Genomic DNA, 16,668 nt, shown 5'->3' with positions numbered 1-16,668 from the left:
GCGCGACTAGCCGTTGGCACGCAATAGTTAGACGCCGCATGCGTATGCCACTCGTTCACTTCTTCGTTAGGGAGCCCGCTTTCAGGTGGTCGCTCGTGTCCTCTCCAACGAGAACAGCGTCGCATCGATGCGCATCTGAGCCTGACACGTGCTGTCGTGCTTCCAATCTGGCGCCAAGCCCGCACGAGCGGTTAGCATCTGTTCAGTCTCGAGCGCTCCATCGTGGTCATCTCGGGCATGTTTCGGCGCAACTCCTAGGGGCTTTCTGTCGGTACCCGCCGATCGTACGCGATATGAAGAAGCGCTGGATAGCAATTTGAATCTCCAAAGTCGGGCCGAATTCATGGTTAGCCAAGTCGAGCAATGATCTCGGATTGAATCGTGGTTGCGGCGTATAGGGAAGCATCCAGCGGCAGATCCCCAAATGCGAGTTGACAAAGGAGATAATTGGCGCCTGCTTCTTCCAGCTGATTGAGAAGAGAGTTTCGTACAGAAGATGGCGTTCCGACTACGCACAATTCACTCGCGAGGGCCGCATCGAAGGTCAGAGGCAGATTTGGTGGTGTCGGAATGGCATTGAGCTCGTAAAGGAATTTGAAGCTCTTGAGCCATCGTTCGTAAGCGGAGGCCGCGAGCGAATAGGCATCTCGCTCAGCGCGCGCAATCACGACCATGCGAAGCAATCCAACGAACGGGGCATGACCATCAGCGTCCTCGTAGCGCTCTCGACGAGCGCGGTAGGCATCAGCAACTTTGCGGACACTAGAGGAGGGACCTACGCACGCGAGATTTGCGCCATTCGCGGCTGCCCAATCTGCGGAGTCGGGTCGATTGGTGGCAATCCACGTCGGCGGCCACGGACGCTGATAAGGCCCTAGCGTCAAAGGAACGTCGCTTAGATCAAAATGGTCACCTTGATACGACAGAGTGCCGCCTTTCATCGCCTTATTAAGGATTTCGCTGGCTTCCTCATAACGGCCTGGCGCTGCGTCCGCGCTGATCCCGAAGTAGCCCCATTCGACCGGGAGAGAGCCGCGTCCGATACCCAGCTCGAGCCTCCCACCGCTCAATTGGTCGAGCATACAGATTTCTTCGAACGCGCGTAGCGGATGATAGAGGTTCAGCAGCATGACCAATGGGCCAAAACGAAGTTGCCGCGTGCGCTGTGCGACGCTCGACAAGAACAGATTCGGTGATGGGCCTCTCCCGTGGGGCGTACAGTGGTGCTCTGCCACATGATATGCATAGAAGCCGAGGCGATCGTACGCTTCCGCTAGTGTGAGGCGGTCTGCGTATTGCCGGGCGATATCACGGCCATCTTCATCCAGGTGATCGAAGATGCCGCAGGTTATTCTTGAAGGAGATACGTTCGTCATTCGATTTTCTCGCAAGTGTAAGTGGGAAGGCGGGAGGTCCGCTCGTTTCCGGACATCCGAGCGGTCAAAGTTCGTCGGCCTTTTGCGGTGGCGCTTGCCGTCTCCTGCGTTGTGGTCGTTCCTACGTTCATGCCGCTGATCACGCGGCGATTGTTCGTTCGCCACGACGTAATTGACAAGCGTCGGTCAGCAAGAGATCGGATCCGTTGCCGCTGCTCGTCGTTCAGCCACAACTGACCTCTGCCATTGGCACAAATCGCACTCATCTTCTGTGTCGTGGTACTATCGCCGACGTAACGCAAATTCAGACATTAAGGCCGCGAACCAAGCGATCGTCCAAGCCTCAAGCTGTCAAAGATGTCGCAGACCGCCGTAAGAAACGCATTCATTTGCGGTCTTGTGCCGATGCTAACGCGGATGCAATGTTCAAGACCTTCATCAGGAAAGAAGGCGACAAGTATCTTTTGCCGCTCCAAAGCTGCCTGCCACCATCTGCCGCCTTGGCCGTCCGGCGTGCGGGCTAGGAAGAAGTTTGCGTGGGAAGGTGTTATGGAGAATCCGAGCTGCGACAGAGCCGTCGTAACTCGCTCTCTTTCATGTTTTATATGTTGATGGTTCTCCTCGTAAGCGGCGCGATTTGCAAGGACGCTGATGCCGATAGCTTGCCCGATCACGTTCATGCTGAAGACGTTCTGGATATTGCGTAGCCGGCCAATGAGCTCGGGATGGCCGAGACCGAAGCCGACGCGAATGCCAGCGGCAGCATAGCTCTTCGAAAATGTCCTTAAGAGGAGAAGGTTCGAATAGCGATTGACGAGGCGCAATCCATTATCAGGTGCAAAGTCGACATAAGCCTCGTCCAAGACGATTAAGCGGTTCGAGTTTGCCAGGAGGCATTCGATATCGGCTACTGGAACGAAGGATCCGGTCGGATTGTTCGGATTAGCTAGCAAAATGAACTTGGCGTCTTTTGCGGGACCAAGAAGCAATTGCTCCATCGGCAGCGAATGAGCATCGTTCGATCTGATGTCGAGCAATTGAGCGCCCTGCAACAGGGCGAGTTTGTGGTTGAACGAAAAGCCGGGCGACAGCATTGCCACGCTGTCGCCCGGGGCTAGAAAAGCTCTGTAGATGAGCCCAAGAATTTCAGACGATCCGTTACCGGCGATCACATGATCTTTGGATAGGCCGTAAGCATCGGCGGCTGCTTTCCTCAAGCCAATATTGTCATTTTCTGGATACAAATATTGCTGCTCAAGGGCCGCAATCGCACTTTGCCATACGATTGTTGGTAGTGGAAATGGATTCTCGTTCGTGTTTAGCTTCACGTAACTAGCATCTGGCGCGGGTCGGCCGGACGGCAGGGCATCTAATTGTCTTGCGGGCTCCAAGAGAGAAGAGAGCACAGCTTGCAATTTTGCATCGGACATATCGTTCTCCTTTTGAGCCGCCGAAGGCAATGGTCAGCATGCCAGCCCGTCGCGCCGCTGAAGGTAGAGGACAGAGTTGAATGCGTGGTTGGGGTAAAGGACGGCGGTCATCCAAATCTCCCTGCGGGCAGCCGGTCGAAGTGCCTAGTTTGTTGAAAGTGGGATGAACCTGCCGCTCCGCGCCAATCCCTGCCAAGCCGAGGGACAAATCGTCGAGCGAATCGCATTTGCGCAAGCAGGCGGCTCGGCGCCGGAGTGGGTTGCCGCCATTATTGAGTTGGCGACAATATCATTCCGCATCGGTCCGGGTGCCAGGCAAAAATAGCGCAGCGGCTTCGGCTACGCCGCATGTTCCTCAGGCGCATCCAGGGCATAGGGCAGGACGGCGAGGAAAGCCGTGATCGCGAAAAACGACGCGAGTAGGATCCATTTGCGCTCTTGAGAGGTCGTTTCATGGTTTCCATCGCTGGTCGAATATGCGGAGCCGTATGGGTGGCGAACCATCAGTTCTGCTCGACGGCTTCGACGTTGCTGTCGTGCCAGCGGTAAACTACGAAGCCGGGAGCCGCGTTGTCGCCTTTAGAGTCAAATCGGACTGTGCCGATTACTGTTTCGATCGGCTGCGAACGGAGCGCGGCTGCCACCCGCAAAGCATTGAAGGAGCCGGCCCGCTTCACCGCGTCTGCCCAAGCTTGGACGGCCGCATAGGCGTAGAGCGTATAGCCGTCTGCAGACCGGTTGGAAGCCTTGAGTCTGGCCACCGCGTCCGCAGCTTGGGGATTCTTTGTGGCATCGGGCATGAAGGTGAACAGGGTGCCGTCTCCAGCCTTGCTCGTGATGGCCCAGAATTCGCGAGTCATCAACGGATCGTTCGCCATGATCGTGAGACCTGCGCCGGCTTCTGCCGCCTGGCGCACAATCAAACCGATCTCGGTGTAATAGCCGCCGATATAGGCGATCTGGATTCCGTCCCTCTTCATCCTTGAGACCAGAGCCATGTAGTCCTTTTCGCCGGCTACATAGCTTTGTCGAACGACGCTTTGGCCTGCTTGCTGGAGACGCGACTCCACGACATCGGCAATACCCTTGCCAGCGGTGCTCTTGTCGTCGAGGACGGCGATCTTGTTGTTCCGGTAGTATCGCAGGATGTATTCGGCCGCCACGGCGCCTTGTTGGTCATCGCGGCCACAGACTCGAAACACCGTCTTGAGGCCACGCTCTGTAAGCTGCGGATTAGTTGAGCCGGGCGAGATTTGAATAAGTTGCGCTTCAGCGTAAACGTCGGAAGCTGGGATCGAGGAAGAAGAACAAAAGTGACCAACGACCAATCTGACCCGATCCGCTGCCAGCCGATTCGCTACTGCGACGGCCTGCTTTGGATCGCATGCGTCGTCGGCGACGTTCAAGATGATCTTCGTATCAGGAAGTAAGCCGGAGGCATTCAAAGCATCAACGGCCGCAGCAGCACCCTCGCGCAGCTGTGCACCAATCGCAGCAGTGCTTCCGGTCATTGGTCCGGCCACTGCAATACTAATGTCCGCAGCGGGTGCAGTCGAAACCAAAGCACAAGCAAGGACGGCTGCACACGCGGCTGAACTGGCACGATAAATTGACATTTGTAGCTCCCGATGTTGGCCGCAAGGTCGCGGTCAGTCGTGCTGTGTCCCTGACCTTCTGAGGCGTCCAGGTAAGCCAACGGGCTCGTGCTGATCAGACTTATGTAACGCCATGGCTTTTATCCATTTCCGCCCTGGATGCCGAGAGCTCTCGCCCAGAATTCGAACGTAGTGCAGGGGCCAGGCGATCCTCCACAGGTTGCCGAAGTGGTCGTCAGTCGTCCTGCCAGAGATCGCTCTCTTATTTAGAGATCGTACAATTTGACGCCACGTGCGATTCAAGCCCTCTCAAGGGCCTCGGATGAAAAATGGCTAAACCCGGCGGGCCCAGAAGCAGATAGTTACGAAGCGTGATAGAATACACCCATGCCTCAAAGCATCTGGGCGCGAACCAGAAACGAGTCGTTCGCTGGCCACAATTGGAGAGTCGGTTGTTATCACGAAGGAAGTATAGGTAAGGAGTTTCCAACTCGGAACATCGACGCGACTCGTTCCGAGCCGCCCAAGTCCGCCGTCAGTTGTCGAAGGTGCTCGGGCTCACCAGTGATCACCACGGTCTCACCCCCCAGCGCCTCTGTACTCCAACTTTTCCTTTGCCATGGTAGTGCTTGGCGATCAGAGTTTTAGCTTTCCGCCTTTGCGTGCTGCGCGGGCCATCAGCAGGGATCGCTTCGGACGGCGGCCCCAAGCATCAGACTTGAGAGGCCAAAGATGCGTGCAAGCCGGCCGGCTGTGCCGCCATAGGGCACGTCCGATTGCTGCGGTAGATCAGACATTGGTCTTCGTAAGGGCCCCTCGTGGGCCCAAGCCGACGACCGGCTAATCGAGATCTAATCAGTTGCTCATGAAGAATCGACAGGCCTGTAGGCAAAAGCATCGTGCACGGATGATCGCCAAAACGTCAGCTTGGCTAATCACTTTAGAGCAGCAAGTGCGAGATCGAGATATTGTACCAGGCATAGATCTCAGCCAGCCAATCTGGGAGGCGCGCTCAATCGCGCAAGAACTTTCAGTATCGTCGAAGCTGTTGAATCCGCTCCTGCGACTTCGGTGATTAGCGAACGCGCCTGAAGCGCCCCGCGGTGACTCGTTCGCAAGGGTGCTCGCCCCGAGTCATACCATCGCGCAACTCCTCGTGGATCCGTCGCCACCGCTCCCCTCGCGTCGGGTCGGACGCGCATCTGCATCGAGGCGCTTGAGCGCGTTTCTCAACCCGCGACATTGCATTCAAAGTGGCAGGTAACTCATCTACACTGACATGTACTTCGCCATCCGTCGTCATGTTGCGTAAACGGTCTCGCAACAGGGTCGTACGTGCGACTTGAATCTCAATCCGCTCCAAATGGTTGCGCAAGAGGTCAGCAAGCGAAGTGCTTCCTGCCATTCCAAGTCCTACCAGGCGCTGAGCCGTTGCGCTTTGGCTTTTGTCTTCCCGCCACTGCGGCTCACCGTCCACTTGCAACATTCGTCCCGATCATCCCGAGTGGCGCCGGCCGTGTTTCTAGACGCTCCGACCAGCCGCGGCGGAGGACGGAGTTAGGTGATACGCGTTTCCGAGGGGATGCGTCATGGTTGATGAAACGGGAGGCATAAGTGAGGAGTTAGAAGATCGATCAAGGCCGTTGGTGAGAAAAGATTGGGATTGATCTTGCATGCCGCCTCCTTGCGGTCGCTTTGACCGGCTGGTCATTTACGGCGTGTGTCGCCCAGGTCTTGATCGAGCAAACCCTTTGGTCAATCCCGTAGTGCAACCGATAGGTGACGTGCGTCCGTCAGCTAGATCAGTTAATTGTGCTGGTAGTGGACCTGGCGACAAATTGTTACTTATCGCTACAGGAAGCCGCAGAAGTCCGGCTAACCCTTGAAAATCAAAAGATGTCGATGTTGGTGGCGTAATTTCAAATAGTGCCCCCGGTCGACAGGCGAAAAGCGTCGTCGACTCAGCACCTCTTGCTCTGCTCGATGTCGAGACGATCCAAGATCTCGACTGCTCATGGCGGTGCGAAATATTGTCCCGAGGCGAATCGGGTCAGGGGTGGCCCTCGCGACGCTTGGGCTGCTCACCTTCGTAGCGCTTTGGCCGCAGATGAGTGAGCAAAACGCATCCGCTTTAGGCCGCGCTCTTCTTGTTCTACATCAACTAATGTCGCGCGCTGCTGCAAACGGCGATATCGTGTTCCCGACGTATGTCGCAATCGCGTCGATCGCTAACGCGATACACACGATCGCAACGTTTGTCCTCCGCCAGAGTTTCGCGAGGCCAGAAACTGGTACGAGGCTTGCTGTTCTCATCCTAGGTTCTCGGAACTTGTGGAGTACTGCATGTACGGTGTCGTCTGGCGCCGAGCAGGTTTTCGACTTCGCGCTGATCTGCGCGCGCCCGGTGGCAACAACTACGTGCGCCAGGGCGAGGCGAGACCATTATGAACCCCTACTATTTGCCCACGCTGCGAGCAGTGCCAAAGCTAAGCGACAGGTTCGCCGTCGAGCTCACTGTCCTCGCCATGGGCCTCCAGATGCCGCCAAATCCTTATGCAATGGACTGACCGTCGGCCGCCCATCGCAGTGCTGACAGTCGCCCTTGGTGCGCGCCTGCCGCTGCATACCCGCGACTAGAGCGCAAGCAAGACTCGACGGCTTCTTGGTCGGCGCAGGGATGGTCGGCAATATCGCCGCAGTAACGATGGCTAAGTGCGGCATGAAGCTGCCGCGGCCGGAGCACGGCCAGTATTCGCCCACGCCTGGTACGACCGCGCACGATCCGGAAAAGTGATCGCCAAGAGTCGGAAAGTGCACACGTCAACAGGAAACTAACGCGTTGAGCTCTGATCGTGGGTCCCAGCTACGAAGACTGAACGACGAATGTCGAGCTTACTGGTCCTTGAGCAGAAGTTGTTCGACAACTGCTATCAATCGCTGTCGGTCATTCCCATCTCAGCGTGCGTGCGCACAACGTCGTCGCCGCAACTGCTTCTCTCGCGAAAGCCGGCCCCGCTCGCAGCTACGAGCCGAAGGACAAGAGCGAGGTTAGGATCACGCGCGACAGCTTCATCGAATGCGACATCTACCGCGTAGTCGGCCAGCCGTCCGAGGGGATGGCTCGGCCGGACCCCACGATCAATTTTGCTGAACTTGACGCACAGAACTAGGCAATTGGCCGGTCGTGCTCAACTTGAATCACCGACCAACGTGTTCTCTGCTTGTGTCCACATGTAAAGCCGAGGCCGATGATGAATGGGATGTTAAACCACGGCTCCAGCGGGCGCGTTCTGGGCGCCGGCGGGGCAGGTTATTCCCGCGGACACCGAGCAGGAGCAGTACCAGACTTTTATCGTCTGACAGTGCGAGTGGATTTGAAGCCCGATCCTTGCTTCGAACCGCCGATGCGCAATTGACTAGTGCGTTACTGCACGAGAAATACCTGGAAATTGAAAGTCCGCGGAACCAAAGGCGCAATTGAACGAGGTGGCGTTCGTGCCGGCTGCGTGCGTCAGCATGTGCGAGCGCAGTCGCCCAGACGCGGCCTTCCCGTTTAGCCCAGTCGTTCTAGGTAGTGGTTACCTCGACCATGGTCAACCGATTTACGGCACCCCGATTGCGGAAATCACAGGCTGCACTTGCCGAAAATACCGAAGGCGAGGCATAGCTGACGAAATAGCCCCGGCCAAAGGCCGGGGCTTCTCGATCCGCCCTTTGAAAGCTAAGAGATCAGTATCTGAGAGCCACCGGGGCGAACCTGTAATTGATCCGCGCGGTCAAGACATCGAAATCCTGGCGGACACGATAGGGCGCGAACGCGTCGGTGAAGCTCACATTGCCGTTCTGCATGAACAGGTGGTCGTACTCGAGTCCGACCGACCAGTTCGGCGTGAGGCCAACTTCCAGGCCGGCGCCAACCGCAGCGCCCCAACGGAGATTGTCGGTATTCACATGCTGGTCGGTCAGCGTCGACTTGACCTGATAGGTGCTGCCGGCCACCGCGACACCACCCTTGGCGTAAAGCAGTACGTTATTGACGGCGTAGCCGATCTGGCCGGTGATCAAGCCGAACGCATCGGTCTTGGTACGGTTGGTTAGGTCCATGAAGACGACTTGGCTGAGATTGGAGCCGCTGAAATCAGCCCAGTTGCCCTGGCCTTCGACGCCGAACACCACCTGGCCCGACTGCCAGCGATGGCCGATCTGGCCACCGACGGTCGCGCCGCTCGCGTCATGGGAGCCGTCTGGCTGGACGCCCGCATAATCCCAGGTGTTACGGCCCGAGCCCCAGCCGCCATTGATACCAAGATAGTACCCGCTCCAGTCGTAGATCGCGGCAACTACCGGCGCCGGCTGCGGCGCTTTCGTGTAGACCGGCGGCGGAGCGAGATCCGCGGCGAATGCGGGCACCGCCGCGCCAAACGCGACAATGCTTGCAGTCACAAGCAACAAGTTCTTCATTTCCAGTGTCATTCCGTTTGTTAGCCCCCAAGCTGTGCGGGTTTTAGCAGCGTCATCGCGAATTGCTATAGCTGCGCCGCAACACTCGCGTCGAACGGATGGCCAGAACCTCACGCCGCGTTAGGTTGTAGGTCTGGAAATCCTCACACGATTGGCACGACGCAAACGTCGATGGCCTATCGGATTGGAAGGAGCGCCGCGTTGAAGGGCTCAAATTGAAGCTCGCTGATAAGGGCGCGTTGAGAGGAGGGCAGCGAGAAAGACATCCATAGTTTAACCGAATCGAATTCAATTCTGCGGCTCGAAGGCGCATCTCGGATTGCCGCTTGATCAAACGGCAGCGACAACAATCAATTTCATCACGCACGCCTCTCGCCGAATGCAAGCGGGCCGAGTCGTGCCCAGGGCGTCGCCGCGCTTTGCAAAGGCGTTGAGATTTGCAACGTTTGATCGCCCCCGAGAGAGCTGGATGATCGTTTACGCGCGGCTAGGTGGACTGAATTGACGGATGTTTCCGCAAGATTGGTGTGACAGCCTGCTGCAAAGCGAGCCACAACGGCCTTCGTAGAGGAAAGCGGTTCAATCGCGAACCGTCAGGTCTTCCCCGGCGGGAGAAGATCTCCGATGACGGCGGCTGCAGCCTGTTAGGCGGAAGCGCTGTTTGCCGCCTTCGATCACCGTCCCAGGTTCGGGAAGGCGCGTGCCTTTATAACTTCCCGCGTTAGCGCAATATCCCGTTTCGGATAGCTTGGCCGGTTCTGAACATAACGTGTTTGCTTTTGGACGATAGCATCTGCGGCGCGCCTGATTTTCGGCTTCTCGGCTAAGTCGCCCGGCTCGCACGCTCTACATATTTGGCCCGGCTCTTGCTCCTTTGCTGCGGAACGGGTTTGGCGTGGCACCAAAAGGCCATGAAATGCGAGCGCTACTGATTGACCATCATGCGGTTACAAACCTCCTGGATGAGCGCTCTTGGAATGTGCAGTTTGGCCGTTTATGGCACGTAGTTTCATATCAAAACGCAGCGCGAGATTTTGCTGTAACAAAGATAAGCCGTAGCTTCGGCACCGCAAAAAAAAGGACCGCTGCTGAGGAGGCATTAGTCTCCTCAACGTCGTAAATCACGCTTTGTCAAAGTGGCTGGGAAGCCTCGCCCCTTTTGGACATGAACAGAGGCAACCCAATAGAACAGTTATGAAATATCTGAACGACGGCAACAACCTACGACAAACCGAGACGCAACGCTGTCATGTCGGTCGAAATCCGAGAAAACATGCCGGATTGGTGAATGTGCCCATCTATCGCGGCTCCACAATCCTTTCGGACACCTTGGAAGAATGGGAGGAGCGGAGACGCAATCCGATAACTAGCTACGGGCGCTTCGGCTCGCCGTTGTCTCGCGCACTTGAGACTGCCGCTTGCGAACTGGAGGGTGGCTACCGTTCCATCCTATTCCCGTCAGGCTTATCTTCTTGCACGCGCTCACTCCTTGGAGTGCTGAAGGCCGGCGATCATTTGTTGATCAGCGATAGCGTCTATCCACCTATGAGAACCTTCGCGGAACAAGTCTTCGCGAGACTTCAGATCGAAGTGCAGTATTTCCGTCCAACGCAAGGCTCTGAACTCTCTGCGAAAATCAAAGCAAATACCCGGGTGATCTATCTGGAGTCACCCGGATCCATGACCTTTGAGGTTCAGGATGTTCCGGCACTCGCTGCTATCGCGCATCAATCTGATGCGCTTGTGATCATGGATAATACGTGGGCGACGCCTCTTTATTTCAAGCCGTTTGAGCATGGTGTCGATATCTCGATCCATTCCGCGACCAAGTATATCGTTGGTCACTCTCCGCCAGATCAGTCGAAAGGACGGCCGCGGCTAGATCCTGCGAGCCAATGCCGCGTTCTATCGCTAGCTGATGTTTCCGACTTGAACTCTGACAGGTTCACTTCGGCAAGACTACGCTCGACCACGTCGCTGCAACGTCCGGCATCAACTTCGATAGCTCCAAACGCAGAAATTCATGGGCTTCTGCTATGCGCGGTCTGCCGAAAATACGAGCGACGCGTTGGTTCGAATCTTGCCCCCCGGGTTGGGACGACATGATCTGGAAGCGTGCAGCGGCCCGGCTTTCCCAATGATTCAAATCTGCTGAAGAGGCAGGTTCAAAGAAATGCAGACGGCACTCAATCCGCTGACCTATCGACATTGTTTGGGTGGAGCAGCGCGGCGCTTCAGCACGGAGGGGCTCAGATATCCGTGTGAGTGCAAGGGAGGACCGTCATGACGACCATCGCAACTGCAATCGCCGCGCGGGCGTGTCGCCCCTGGTACAAGATACTCTATGTTCAGGTGCTGATTGCCATCCTGATTGGCGTCATCGTCGGCTGGCTTTGGCCATCGGTTACGACCAATGACTGGGTCAAAGCGCTGGGCGACGGTTTCATCAGGCTAATCAAAATGTTGATCGCGCCGATCATCTTCTGCACTGTAGTGTCCGGCATTGCCCATATTGAGCATGCGAAGAAAGTCGGCAGGGTCGGCGTCAAGGCGCTTGTCTATTTCGAGATCGTCTCCACTTTCGCCGAGGTGCTTGGCCTAGTCATGGTCAATCTGTTCCAGATCGGCCGTGGCTTTGGTGCCAAGCCGGATGCCGCTGCAGTCGCCATCTATGCGAAGCAGGCGCAGGCCGCGAGAACCGTCGATTTCATCCTCAACATCATTCCCGACACCAGCGTCGGCGCGCTGGCGCGCGGCGACATCCTGCAGGTACTCTTGTTGGCGATCCTGTTCGGCTTCTCGCTGATGGCGCTGGGCGGACGCGGCGAGAAGCTTCGATGCATAATTGACGATGCAGCCCATGCGGTGTTTAGCGTGATGGCCATAGTTATGAAAGCGGCGCCGATCGGCGCGTTCGGCGCCATGGCCTTTACGATCGGCAAGTACGGACCTTCGGCGCTCGGCAATCTGATCGGTCTGATTGCGCTGTTCTATGCTACGGCTGCGCTTTTCATCGTGGTCGTGCTCGGGCTACTCGCGCGCTTTATCGGATTCTCGATCTTCAGAATTCTCACCTATATCAAGGACGAGCTCTTGATCGTGCTCGGCACCTCGTCTTCCGAGAGCGCGCTGCCGCAGTTAATGGAGAAGCTCGAGCGGCTGGGCTGCTCCAAGTCCGTGGTCGCAAGCGCGCCTATCTCACGACTGCCAATACTCCGGATCGGCCCGTTCACTGCTAGCGTCGAGATTGGAACCCATCTGCACGTAGTGTGCCGCCGAATGCGAAACAGGATCACCGCGGAGCTGATGTGATTGAGCGAAGGGCTGCAAGACAAGCCACGGCCCGGCAAGCGGCCGATCTATACGAAGACCACCGACAAGCGGATTTTGAAGCTGCTGGATCAGCCCCCCGCACGGATTTGCACGTTGCACCGGCCCTCTGCTGGCCGAGGCGCTGGGCGATGTCGACTCCAATATGCTGGCGTTTCCTGCGCAGCCACAAGAGTGATCTTACGGCTCGCAAGTCCTGGTGCGAGAGCAATGATCCGAAATTTGCAAGCCGCCGATGTTGTTGGTTCCTACGTCGGCCCGCCCGCAAAGGCCACTATACTCTGCGTCGACAAAAGGCCCTCGATCCAGGGCCTGGAGCGGGCGCATGGTTATCTGAAGCTGCCGGATGGCCACGTCCGGCCAGAGCCAGGATTACAAAGCAGCTTGGCACCACAAGATTATTTGCGGCGGTCGAAGTCGCCACCGGAAGGATCATCGCGGCTCATGCAAAACGCCGTCGCCGGGACGAGTTTCCCGAACTTCATGAAAAGTGTCACAGCGGCCTTTCCGGACCGAAAGCTTCCCGTCACCCTCGACAATCTCAACACCCATAAGAAAAACGAGCATTGGCTCAAGGCTCACCCCAACTTTAATTTTACGCCGACCAGCCAATCCTGGCTCAATCAGGTCGAGATCTGATTCTCGATCTTGCAGGCGCAGTCACTTAGCGGCACCTCCCTTCACAAGCCTCAAGCAGCTTCAGGAACACATCGATGCCTACGTCAAGGCGTACAACGATAAAGCCGAGCCCTTCGTCTGCTAAGAAAGAGGGGTCGTCAACGCCGATTCAAAGGCCGCCGTATCACTCAGCTCTGATATCGGGTACTATGCCGATGGCGCGAGGCAGCGTTCGGAGAAGAAGCTAGCCTCAATGATCCGCGCCACCCCAATGATCGTCGGCATGAACGGCACAACGAGCGAGATGGATCTGTCGATCTTTCGGCAGCGCTCGCTTGAAGCCTTGAAGCAGAAGGCGGGCGGGGGTGAGCTCTTCCTCAACGGTGCCATCGGCTATCTCAAAGTCTCCCAGATCGGATCGAGAGCGACCCTGATCGACGCATTCAGGAGGTGCTCGCACTCGCACCAAGTGTGCCGAGATGCAGCCACTTCGCCAGGCCCACTTGTCGTTACGGCAAGAACGAATCACTCTGCCCGCGTTATCAGTGAGTGAGACTTTTCTTGGAAGGCTTGCGTCGATGGCCGCTTTTGCCATCCGCCGCCGCTACGACCCTCATCCCGGTTGCCTGCATCGAGGCCTGCAAGCTGCTCGCGAAACCCGCAGGGGGTGCCTTCCATGCAAACGGCTGAGCGGGGGATCCGCTTCTTCCTATCCGCGTCCGCTTTGATCAGGCTCGCATCGAGCGAGAACGCCTCGCCGCCCTACCAGGCCGGCCCAGATGCTCGTCGCGACCGCGCTCTCGAATACCCGGTGTAAGGCATTGCTTTCTCGGAAGCGTTCGCGCCGCGCACGGCAATACGGAGTGATTGGGAATCTTGTCTTCGATTGGCGAGCTTGCAGAAACGGCGATAGGCAAGGCTGACCTGAATCTCAGCGCAAATCGGGCGCTCGGAAAGCATTGCAAACACACCTAGCCGTCAACGAGCATCCGGATCATCAGCACCAGGTCAGTCGAGGACTGTCCCCTCTGCAAGTAATAACGCGCCAACTCCCTGTACACCGAATCGAGGTGGGGCAAACCGTCGATTTGCCGAACTAGATGATAGAGTGGAACCACCATCTCGAGATCGAACCAATAGAAAAACTGTACTTAATCCTTCTTCGCGCCGCCCCATCATACGCGTCTCCCGCTGATGCGCTCTCCACCAACGCAATCATGGTTCGTGAATCGTCACGGCGGGTGCTTTGCAAAACAAGCCCAGGTAGATCAAATGTTGATTCTGCATTTGCCGTAACAACCGCTTGTGCCCTAAGCCGGCGATCGGTTATCGAGGTCCAAATAGTCGCTCATAGAGAGCCGACAGGCTCTGAAGGTGAACGGCAACTTGCGCGGTGGTTTCGCGCAAGCGTCAGCACGGCTAATCACTTCAGGGCGGCAAGTGCAAGATCGAGATACCGCACTAAGCTGAGATCCCAGCCAGCGCATTCGAGAGGTGCGCTCAATCGCGTGAGAACTTTCAGTATCGTCGACGCTGTTGGATCCGCGCCTGCGACTTCGGTAATTAGCGAGCGCGCTTGAAGCGCTACAGCAGTTACTCGTTTGCTGCGAGGATGTTCGCCCCGAGCCATACAATCGCGCAACTCCTCCTGGATCCGCCGCCACCGCTCCTCTTGCTCTGGGTCTGAGGCGCAGCTGCATCGGGGCGCTTGAGCACGTTTGTTAACACGCGACATTGCATTTAAAGTTGCAGGTAGCTCATCGACACTGACATGTACTTCGCCGCTCGTCGTCATATCGCGTAAACGATCTCGCAACAGCGTCGTACGTTCGAGTGTGAGCTCCATGCGCTCCAAATGATCACGCAAAAGGTCAGTAAGCGAGGAGCGGCCCTCCATCGCATTGCGAATCTCCTCAAGGGAGAAGCCAAGCTCACGTAGTGCGCGAATTTGGTATACTCGTTGTACACCATCGCTGTCGTATATCCGGTGACCGCCACCGGTACGCTCAGATGCACTTAATAGCCTCATGTGCTCGTAGTGATGCAGAGTGCGTACCGTTACGCCGGTATACTCTGCAAGTTCGCCGATGCGCCATCGGCGCCTTCGTGGTGTAGCTTTGGTCATGTTTCTCAATTTCCAAGCCTACAACCTGCCTTCAGGTGAGATTCAAGCTACTTCAATGATCTAGCCGAACCAGTCTTCCATGCGGGCGCAAGCAAGGTGACTCTCCTCAGATCGCCGCTTGATTAGCGGTGATGCAATGACGTCCCATCAAGTTCATTAGGGACATAAACTCGGCTCTGCTTGCTGCTGCGCGTGATCTCGGCGATTGCCGTGCCCGTGTTTGCTATTTCGCACAGACGCCGGGTAATGCCGCGAATGCTTCATCAGAATCGTTTTCAAGGCCGAGAAGCCCTCCCGCTCGCAACTCCTGCATCGATGCAACGTTCGGCCCCACTCCTGAAGGTAGAAGCCAGGCTTGTACAGCGCTGGAATGTGGTATACCTGTCCTGCGCATTCACCGTAGTGCATGCATGGTCCGCATCGGTGCGCTCCGACGCACTAAATAACACGTATGCTCCGCGATGCAGCGTGCGTACCGCTACGTAGGCAGTTTCTGCAAGTTTGGCGACGCGCCATGGACGCCTTGCTCGTGTAGTGTTGGTCATGTTTACCGATTTACAACCTGACGTCCCGTGAGGTTCAAGCGATTTCATCGGTCCAACTGAACCGACACGGTGCGGCGCAAGCAAGGTGGCTTTCCTCAGATCGCCTTCGGTCAAGCGGCGGCGGCAATGGCGTCGATCAGGCTCGCTAGGGACGCCAACTCGGTTTGGCTTGCCTCCGCACGTGCGAGAACAAGCTTGGCTATTTCCGTTCGGTTTTCCCGAGTTCGCATAGATGCGGGTAAAGCCGCGCATGCTTTGTCAAAAATCTTTCCCAACATCAAAAGGTCTTCGGGATCGTAAACACCACTGTATTGTTGCAACATTCGACTCCGTGTTTTCATCGCGCCAGGCGGGCGCACGTGGTCTGACTTTTGGCCTTGTTTAGTCAAAAGGATACAAGCCGCGGCGTACATCGACGAAATACGGTATCCTTTCAAGTGGTGCAGTTGTGCAACACAGCTCATGCTCGAAACCATGACCTCGATGTGTCGCTTGAGGGCGAGACGAGCGTGAACCATTCCTCGATCAAGGGCTTGTGCCCGGACTTGACTGCAACGTGCCCCATCGAAGCCTATCTCTCGAGTCTAAGCTGAGTTGATAGCTGTTTGTTCGAACAGAGCCGACGCACACGAGTGTCTCCTCGAATATTGTCGCGTAAGATGCGCGTTCCACATGAACAGGTGTGGCAATATAAGGAAAAGGCGTCACGAGGCCGAAGGAACGATCGGGGTCATCCGCGAGTGACAGCACTTCGCAGCTGACGCCGGCGCTTCTCGGGCGAGACGATCCGCAATCTTTCAAAGGAAGGCCGACTGCCATGAAGTCGCGAGGACGATCCTGAAGTTGAATGGGTCGCGTAAAATAATGGCGATGAATATGCACCAGAGCCCCGCGAATGTGGCGCGGCGAGCCCTTAGCACGCGTTGAGAACGTCACGTTCCGTAAACAGAGCATCGTGCAAAAAGGCGCGTAGCCGGGCGAGGGCCGCGCTCATTGCTGGCTAGCTCAGATGAATTCTGCGCGCTGCCGCTGAGGCTTCGCCTGCTATCAGAGCATCGAACGCGACTTAAGCGTTAGACGAGGCCTTTGAAGAGTATGGTGTCGGCTATTCACAGTATGGATGCGTTTTATCGAAACAATCGATTGTACCAATGGCGTGGAATAGCGGATAGCAAACCGCCGGTCGAG

At 56.7% G+C, this 16,668-nt stretch carries 8 protein-coding genes and 2 pseudogenes; 4 read left to right on the top strand and 6 right to left on the bottom strand.

Annotated elements, in window-relative coordinates; all coding sequences use genetic code 11:
• Window positions 1-347: 347 nt before the first annotated feature.
• The 4 genes from RX331_RS24550 to RX331_RS24535 form a co-directional block, all read right to left on the bottom strand.
• Window positions 348-1,376, bottom strand: coding sequence for an LLM class flavin-dependent oxidoreductase (locus RX331_RS24550; protein ID WP_317252443.1), 1,029 nt, complete (start codon window positions 1,374-1,376; stop codon window positions 348-350).
• A 311-nt stretch (window positions 1,377-1,687) separates the two neighbouring features.
• Entirely contained in the window at window positions 1,688-2,806 is a 1,119-nt protein-coding gene (hisC, locus tag RX331_RS24545) for a histidinol-phosphate transaminase (RefSeq protein ID WP_317252442.1), read from the bottom strand.
• A 503-nt stretch (window positions 2,807-3,309) separates the two neighbouring features.
• Entirely contained in the window at window positions 3,310-4,422 is a 1,113-nt protein-coding gene (locus tag RX331_RS24540) for a branched-chain amino acid ABC transporter substrate-binding protein (protein WP_317252441.1), read from the bottom strand.
• A 3,708-nt stretch (window positions 4,423-8,130) separates the two neighbouring features.
• Window positions 8,131-8,862: an outer membrane protein gene (locus RX331_RS24535; protein WP_317252440.1), complete on the bottom strand. Its 732-nt coding sequence runs from the start codon at window positions 8,860-8,862 to the stop codon at window positions 8,131-8,133.
• Between the two features lie 1,194 nt (window positions 8,863-10,056).
• On the opposite strand from RX331_RS24535, the gene RX331_RS24530 reads away from it, so the two are divergent.
• The 4 genes and pseudogenes from RX331_RS24530 to RX331_RS24515 all read left to right on the top strand — a co-directional run bounded on the left by RX331_RS24530 (window position 10,057) and on the right by RX331_RS24515 (window position 13,363).
• On the top strand, window positions 10,057-10,968 hold the full coding sequence (locus RX331_RS24530; protein ID WP_317252439.1) for a trans-sulfuration enzyme family protein: 912 nt from the start codon (window positions 10,057-10,059) through the stop codon (window positions 10,966-10,968).
• Window positions 10,969-11,145: 177 nt separating this feature from the next.
• Window positions 11,146-12,045, top strand: a pseudogene (locus RX331_RS24525) (cation:dicarboxylate symporter family transporter); the annotation flags it as partial.
• A gap of 135 nt (window positions 12,046-12,180) precedes the next feature.
• Window positions 12,181-13,008, top strand: a pseudogene (locus RX331_RS24520) (IS630 family transposase); the annotation flags it as partial.
• A 55-nt stretch (window positions 13,009-13,063) separates the two neighbouring features.
• Window positions 13,064-13,363 carry a hypothetical protein gene (locus RX331_RS24515; RefSeq protein WP_317252438.1) on the top strand — a complete coding sequence of 100 codons (300 nt, stop codon included), beginning with the start codon at window positions 13,064-13,066 and terminating at the stop codon, window positions 13,361-13,363.
• Window positions 13,364-14,233: 870 nt separating this feature from the next.
• Here the strand turns inward: RX331_RS24515 and RX331_RS24510 are convergent.
• Complete coding sequence (locus RX331_RS24510) at window positions 14,234-14,935, bottom strand: MerR family transcriptional regulator (protein ID WP_317252437.1); 702 nt, start codon at window positions 14,933-14,935, stop codon at window positions 14,234-14,236.
• 655 nt (window positions 14,936-15,590) lie between these two features.
• The gene (locus tag RX331_RS24505) at window positions 15,591-15,998 is read right to left on the bottom strand and encodes a hypothetical protein (protein ID WP_317252436.1); all 408 of its coding nucleotides are present in this window, start codon (window positions 15,996-15,998) and stop codon (window positions 15,591-15,593) included.
• Window positions 15,999-16,668: the final 670 nt, after the last annotated feature.

The sequence above is a fragment of the Bradyrhizobium sp. BWA-3-5 genome (assembly GCF_032917985.1).
Classification (GTDB): Bacteria; Pseudomonadota; Alphaproteobacteria; order Rhizobiales; family Xanthobacteraceae; genus Bradyrhizobium.
The sequence above is the reverse complement of the archived record's forward strand: the minus strand, read 5'-3'. Positions and strand labels throughout refer to the sequence as shown.